Annotated in this window: 6 protein-coding genes; all 6 read left to right on the top strand. The window is 69.8% G+C overall.

The genetic code is table 11. The annotated features are described in order from the left end of the window. The first annotated feature begins 169 nt into the window (after positions 1–169). Complete coding sequence (locus tag ACX9GQ_RS09650; protein ID WP_459629308.1) at positions 170–454, top strand: HlyU family transcriptional regulator; 285 nt, start codon at positions 170–172, stop codon at positions 452–454. A gap of 66 nt (positions 455–520) precedes the next feature. After that, positions 521–1,945, top strand: coding sequence for a phospholipase D-like domain-containing protein (locus ACX9GQ_RS09645; protein ID WP_459629307.1), 1,425 nt, complete (start codon positions 521–523; stop codon positions 1,943–1,945). 74 nt (positions 1,946–2,019) lie between these two features. Further along, positions 2,020–2,958 carry a non-homologous end joining protein Ku gene (gene ku / locus ACX9GQ_RS09640; RefSeq protein WP_459629306.1) on the top strand — a complete coding sequence of 313 codons (939 nt, stop codon included), beginning with the start codon at positions 2,020–2,022 and terminating at the stop codon, positions 2,956–2,958. A 9-nt stretch (positions 2,959–2,967) separates the two neighbouring features. Next, positions 2,968–5,547 carry a DNA ligase D gene (ligD, locus tag ACX9GQ_RS09635; protein ID WP_459629305.1) on the top strand — a complete coding sequence of 860 codons (2,580 nt, stop codon included), beginning with the start codon at positions 2,968–2,970 and terminating at the stop codon, positions 5,545–5,547. Positions 5,548–5,645: 98 nt separating this feature from the next. Then, on the top strand, positions 5,646–6,668 hold the full coding sequence (locus ACX9GQ_RS09630) for a hypothetical protein (protein ID WP_459629304.1): 1,023 nt from the start codon (positions 5,646–5,648) through the stop codon (positions 6,666–6,668). Next, complete coding sequence (locus tag ACX9GQ_RS09625) at positions 6,668–7,063, top strand: phage holin family protein (RefSeq protein ID WP_459629303.1); 396 nt, start codon at positions 6,668–6,670, stop codon at positions 7,061–7,063. The genes ACX9GQ_RS09630 and ACX9GQ_RS09625 overlap by 1 nt, the downstream gene beginning before the upstream one ends. Positions 7,064–7,065: the final 2 nt, after the last annotated feature.

Genomic DNA, 7,065 nt, shown 5'->3' with positions numbered 1-7,065 from the left:
TCCACCTCTCCTCCCTCGACGACCCAGACTTCGCCATCGCCCTCAAGGGAATCCACGACCTCGGATACTACCAGTACACCACGTGAACCCACCGACAGGCCTCCCACGGGGCCTGTCGCAACCCTGCGGGTGACGCTACATAGGGAGCGGAACACGCGGGGAGGATGCGATGCTGGGTCGACTGTTCGGCAAGCTGCTGGGTGGGGGTGCGCAGGAGGTCCGGCCGGTGGAGCCCATCGAGTACAAGGGCTACCGGATCTACGCCGAGCCCTTCGCTGACGGCGGGCAGTTCCAGACGGCCGGCCGCATCGAGAAGGACTTCGAGGCAGGCACGCGCGAGCACCGCTTCATCCGCGCCGAGAAGCATCCCTCCCGAGAGGAGGCGGAATCGTTTTCCCTGACCAAGGCGCGGCAGATCATCGACGGAAACGGCGACTCGATCTTCGGCAGCTGACGACACGCGACGCAGGCGACGGAGCCCGGTCTTGGCCGGGCTCCGCGTTCGTGCGACATCCCGAAGATGTCCGCAGGTCTCCTGAGCCTTCTCGCGCTGTCGGCCCACCTCCTCGTGGTGGGCCTCGCCATCGTGCTCATCCCGACGGACCGCAAGCCCTCGTCGGCCACCGCCTGGCTCCTGCTGATCACCGTGGCGCCATTCGTCGGCGTCGTGCTGTTCCTGCTGATAGGCAGCCCGCGGTTGCCGCGCCGCCGACGCAAGATCCAGCGCGGGATCGCGAGCCTCTGCGATGACGCGGCCCTTCCCGCGCCTCTCGACGATCGCCGCTCGCGGATCGCTGAACTGGCGCGCGGCGTCAGCGGTCTCGTGGCGACCGGAGGCAACCGCATCGACGTGATGGCGGGCTACGACGAGATTATTGCCGCGATGACCGACGCGGTCGGCGGCGCGCGGACGACCGTTCACTGCGGCTTCTACATCCTCGCGATGGACCGGGCGACCGAGGCGCTCCTGCAGGCGCTGGAAGCGGCGGCCGGACGCGGCGTCGCCGTGAAGGTGCTCTTCGACCATCTCGGTTCGCGCAAGTTTCCCGGATTTCAGGACCTGCAAGGCCGGCTGAGCCGGGCCGGGATCGAATGGCATCTCTCGCTGCCGCTTTTCGACCGCAAGGGCTGGCTGCAGGGGGAATGGTTGAGGCCCGATCTACGCAACCACCGGAAGATCCTCGTCGTCGACGGCGCCGTTGGCTTCACCGGCTCTCTCAACCTGATCGACCGCCACTACCACCGCTCCGACGCCATCCGGTACGAGGAGCTGTGCGTGCGCGTCGAGGGGCCCGCCGCCGCCCAGCTCGACGCGGTGTTCCGCGCCGACTGGATGTCGGAGACCGGCCAGGATCTCCGGCCCGTTCCGGTGGCTTGCCGGCCGGCCGAGGCATCGGCCGCGGCGCAGGTCCTGCCGAGTGGCTCGGGGCTGGATGCCGAGAGCAACCTGCGGGTGTTCACGGCGCTGATCTACGCGGCGCGCCGGCGTCTCGTGCTTGTGACGCCCTATTTCGTGCCGGACGAGGCGTTGATGCTAGCCCTCACCAGTGCCGTGGCGCGTGGCGTGAAGGTGACCGTCGTCAATTCGGAGGCCGTCGACCAGGCGCTCGTCGTCAGCGCGCAGCACTCCTTCTACGCCCAGCTCCTGCGGGCGGGAATCGAGCTCAGGCTCTATCGCGCGCCGACGCTGCTCCACGCGAAGACACTGCTCGTCGACGACGACGTCTGCACGATCGGCTCCAGCAATCTCGACATTCGCTCCTTCACCCTGAACCTCGAGGTCACCCTCGTCGTCTACGACACGGCGACGGCCGCCGCGCTCTCCCGCACGATCGACGGCTTTCTCGCCGAGACCCGGATCGTCGACGCCCACGAGTGGGAGGCCCGCCCCCTGCGGCGCCGGATCGCGGAGAACCTCGCCCGCCTGACCGCGGCCCTCCAGTAGCCTCGCACATGTGGCGGAACCGGGCGCGTTCGGCGGCGTTGCAGGCGCTGGTAGCGCGTACAGGGGAGGGCGGGATGGCGCCCAGGCCGAGCTGGAAGGGGTATCTCAAGCTCTCGCTGGTGACCTGCGCGGTGGAACTCACCGGGGCGACCACGCAGGCAGAGAAGGTCCGCTTCAAGGTGATCAACCGGGCGACCGGCAACACCGTCCGCCGCCAGTATGTCGACGCCGTCACCGGCCGGCCCGTGCCTCCCGAGGACGAGGTGAAGGGATACGAGGTCGGGAAGGACGAGTACCTGCTCGTCGACGACGCCGAGATCGAGGCGTTGCAGATCGAGTCCTCCCATACGCTCGACATCGAGAGCTTCGTCGACAAGTCCGCGATCGAGCAGATCTATCTCGACACGCCCTACTTCGTGACGCCGGCGGACGAGGTGTCGGGAGAGGCGTTCGCTGTGATCCGCGAAGCGATGGCGCAGAAGGGCAAGGCAGGTCTGGCGCGCATCGTGCTCTACCGGCGAGAGCGCCCGGCGGTCATCGAGCCCCTTGGCGAGGGCCTGCTGCTGACGACGCTGCGCTATGCCATGATGGTGCGCCGTCCGGAGGACGTCATGGTCGACATCGACGCGCCGAAGCTCGACCGCGAGATGGTGGCTCTCGCAGGCCACATCATTGACCAGAAGAAGGGCACGTTCGATCCGGCCAGCTTCGAGGACCGCTACGAAAAGGCGATCCTCGACGTGATCCGCGCGAAGCAGGCGGGGAAGGCACCGCCCACGGTCCGCCCCTCCGGACGCCCGTCGAACGTGGTGAACCTCTTCGAAGCGCTGAGACAGAGCCTGTCCGGCAGCAGCGAGAACGGCGCCGGCGGTTCCGCCGAGCCCTCCGCCCCGAAGCGGGGAAAGGCGTCGGGCAAGCCGTCGGCACCCGGCGCTCGCAAGCCTGCCCCCCGAGCCGCACCGCGACCATCGGAAACGCCGCGACGGAGCCCTTCGCGCAGGCGGTCGGCCTGAGGTCCGTCGATGGGCGCGCTCGACACCTACCGCGCCAAGCGCGACTTCCGCCGGACGAAGGAGCCGCGGGGACGGGCAGGGGCCCCTGAAGAGAAGACGTTGCCCGGCGGGCGCTTTGTCGTTCACAAGCATGCTGCGCGTCGTCTCCATTACGACTTGCGGCTTGAGCACGGAGGCGTCCTCTGGAGTTGGGCCGTCACCAGAGGCCCGAGCCTCGATCCCCACGAGAAGCGGCTTGCCGTCCACGTCGAGGACCATCCGCTCAACTACGCCGGCTTCGAGGGCACGATCCCTGCGGGCGAGTACGGCGCCGGTGCCGTGATCGTCTGGGACGAAGGGCAGTGGGTGCCCGAGGGTGACCCGGAAGCGGGCCTCGCCAAGGGGCACCTCTCCTTCGCCCTGAAGGGACACAAGCTGGCCGGCGGCTGGCATCTCGTGAGGCTGAAGCCGCGGCGCGGCGAGAAAGGCGACAACTGGCTTCTCATCAAGGCGGATGACGAGGTGGCGCGCGTCGAGGGCGACATCCTCGAGGAGGCGCCGGAGTCGGTATCGTCAGGCCGTCGCGTGGAGGATTTTGAGGCGGGGGTCCCGGCCGCTCCTGCCAAGCCGCGGGCAGCCAGGGTCGACAGGTCGCGGAAGGTCGCGGCGCCGCAAGGCTCGGCTCCGAAAGCCCCGCCTCGGAAGAAGCCCGCCGCGCGGACGGACGACGCTCCCATGCCCGACTTCGTCGAGCCATGTCTCGCCACGCTGCGCACGTCTCCTCCTGCCGGGCACGAGTGGCTGCACGAGGTCAAGTTCGACGGCTATCGGCTGCAGGCGCACGTCGATCATGGCAACGTCCGATTGCTGACCCGTTCCGGGCTGGACTGGACCCAGAAGTTCGGGACCGGCGTGCGTGACGCCCTCGCGGCGCTGCCCTGCACGACGGCCATCCTCGACGGCGAACTGGTCGTGCCAGATGCGACCGGCGTCTCTTCCTTTTCGGCGCGCCAGGCGGCTCTCTCGGAGGGATGCACCGACGACCTTGTGCTGTTCCTCTTCGACCTCCTGTACCTCGACGGTCGCGACCGGCGCGGCGAACCACTGCTGACGCGTCGGAGCGCGCTGGAGGATCTGCTGGCGCGTTCGGACGCTCATCCTGCCGTGCGCTTCAGCGAGCACTTCGACGACGACGGCGCCGTCGTGCTGGCCCATAGCTGCCGCATGGGGCTGGAAGGGGTCGTCTCGAAGCGGACCGACGCTCCCTACCGGAGCGGGCGCGGGCACGACTGGATCAAGTCGAAGTGCACGCAGCGCCAGGAGTTCGCCATCGCCGGGTACATCCCCTCGGCGGCGCGGGGACGGGGCATCGCCTCGCTGGTGCTGGCGGTGCGGGAGGCGGGAGTGCTGGCACCGGTGGGCAATGTCGGCACCGGCTTCTCCGCAAAGACGGCCACCGACCTGCAGCGCCGCCTCGACCGGTTGCGCACCGAGGCCTCTCCGTTCGCGGGAAAGGGCGGACGCCAGAAGGGTGTGGTCTGGGTGCGGCCCGAACTGGTGGCGGAGGTCGAATTCCGCGCCTGGACCGCCAGCGGAAGCATTCGTCATGCCTCGTTCCTTGGGCTCCGCGAGGACAAGCCGGCGCGTGAGGTTTCGGTCGAGCGGCCCGAGGACGACCCGAAGCCCGACCCGGTCCAGAGCAGGCGGGCACGTCGCGCTGGCGCCGGGGACAAGGCCGGGCGCAAGGCAGCCGGGGCCGTCACGTCCGTCCGCCTGACGAACGCGGGGAAAGTCCTCTGGCCGGCCCCGGGACTGACCAAGAAGGATCTGCTCGACTACTACGCGACGGTTTGGCCCCTCATGCGCGACCACGTGTGCAGGCGGCCGCTGAGCCTCGTGCGAGCGCCAGACGGCATCGGCGGCCCCCGCTTCTTCCAGAAGCACGCGATGCCCGGCATGCCCGCCGGCGTCCGGCGTGTCGCCGATCCGAAGGACGGCGAGGATCTCCTCTACATCGAGGACTTCGATGGGCTTGCCGGTCTCGTCCAGATGGGCGTGCTCGAGGTTCATGTCTGGGGCGCGACCATCGACGCGCTGGAACAGCCGGACCAGATCGTGTTCGACCTCGACCCCGATCCGGGTGTCTCGCTCGCGCAGGTGCGCGTGGCGACGACGGAGCTCAGGGCACGACTCGAGGCTCTGGGGCTCCCGAGCGTCGTGAAGCTCTCCGGCGGCAAAGGCTATCATGTGGTCGTGCCGCTGAAGCCGGCGGCGGACTGGGCGGCCGTGAAGGGCTTCGCTCACGATTTCGCGCGCGCCATGGAACAGGCCGCGCCCGACCGATACACCGCCACGCTCTCCAAGAAGGCCCGCAAGGGTCGCATCTTCATCGACTACCTGCGCAACGGGCGAGGCTCCACCGCCGTGGCGCCTTGGTCGACGCGCGCGAGAGACGGCGCCCCCGTCTCGGCGCCCATCCCGTGGACAGACGTGCCCCGGCTCGGCCCGGCCGATCTTGCGGTTCCTGCAATCCTGAAGGGCGACATTCCCCCCGACGCGTGGAAGGGCTGGCGGAACAAGGCCGGGCCCCTCGTCTACACCCCCCGCTGATCATCCCCGCGACGTGCCCCGGTGTGACGCGTGCGGAACCATGACGGTCGCCGCTGGTTGCTTCGTCGACCCGATCACGCGCGGATGCGGAGGATGTGATGACGTCACCCAACGAGACACCGTCGGGGCCGCTCGGCTCCGGCCGAAGCGGAACCCCCGGAAGCGAGACTTCTGCCTCGACGACGGGCGGCATGACCGAAGAGGCGCGGCGCAAGGCCTACGACCTGGCGGAACGCGCGCGGGAGACGGCCGCCGAGGCGGCCGAGCAGGCGAAGTCGGAGGCCGGCGAACTTGCCGAACGCGCCAAGCGACGCGCCATCGACGCCGCCGAGGAGGGCAAGAGCACCGGCGCCAACCGTCTAGAGGGCGTCGCTCATGCGGCCCATGCCGCCGCCGATGCCCTGGAGGATCGCGCCCCCGAATTCGCGCCCTACGCCCACCGGGCCGCGGAATCCATCGAGGAGTTCTCGCGCAGCTTCAGGACCCGCAGCATCACCGACATGCTGCAGGATGCGAACGCCTTCGCCCGGCGCGAGCCGGTTGCCGTCTTCGGCGCCACCCTGATCGCCGGCTTCGCCATCGCCCGCTTCCTGTCGAGCGCGCCGCCGCGTCATCGCGAGGCGCGTGGCACATCGCAGGGGGCAGGTTCGGGCATGGGCGGCCGGTGGGAGGAGCGAGGCGAAGCCCTGGCGCGACTGCGCGGCGGATCCGGTACCGGGGTGGGCACTGGCGGATCGTCCGCGACCGGGTCGGCTCCGCGTCAGCCCGGCATGACGACGGGGCCCGAACCGGGCAGCAGGAGTTCCGGCACAGGGGTGAGCGGTCGCGTGCGGCCGGAGGAGCGCGATCGGCCTGCCGGCACCAGCGACACCCGGCCCGCCGAAACGCGGCCGGGCATGGCGCGCGGCGTCGGTGAGGGACCGCCCCTTCCGCCCATGACGCCCGGCGGCGAGAGCCCGATGCGTGGCACTCCCGGCGGCGAGGGTGGCATCTCCAGCGTGGCGCCCTCCAGCGGGCCGGGATCGTCCGGGAGCGTGCCCAACGTCGGCGGAACGGCTGGTGGCACCACGCCGGGGAGCCGTCGCACGACGCCCGGGCGCGCGCAGGACGGGAGGCCGTGATGGCGTTCGACAACGGTTCACGGTCCCTCCCCGAGCTTTTCGGATCGCTTGTCGATGACGTGACGCGTCTGTTCCGCCAGGAGATCCAGCTCGCGAAGGCGGAAACGTCGGAGAAGATCGCCGGGTACGCGACGGCAGCCGTCAAGTTCGGCGCCGGCGCCGCCATCCTGATCGCGGCGCTGGTGATCCTCCTGCAGGCTGTCGCGCTCTTCATCACCGTGGCGGGCCTCGCGCCGCACTACAGCCTCCTGCTGGTGGGTGTCGTCGCGGCGATCCTGGGCGCGCTCCTGCTGATGAGCGGGCAGTCGCAGGTCAAGAACACGAGCCTCACACCGCATCGCACCGTCGAGCAGGTGCAGCGGGACGTGGCCACAGCCAGGGAACAGCTGAGATGAGC

Source organism: Alsobacter sp. R-9 (assembly GCF_054612375.1).
The sequence above is the reverse complement of the archived record's forward strand: the minus strand, read 5'-3'. Positions and strand labels throughout refer to the sequence as shown.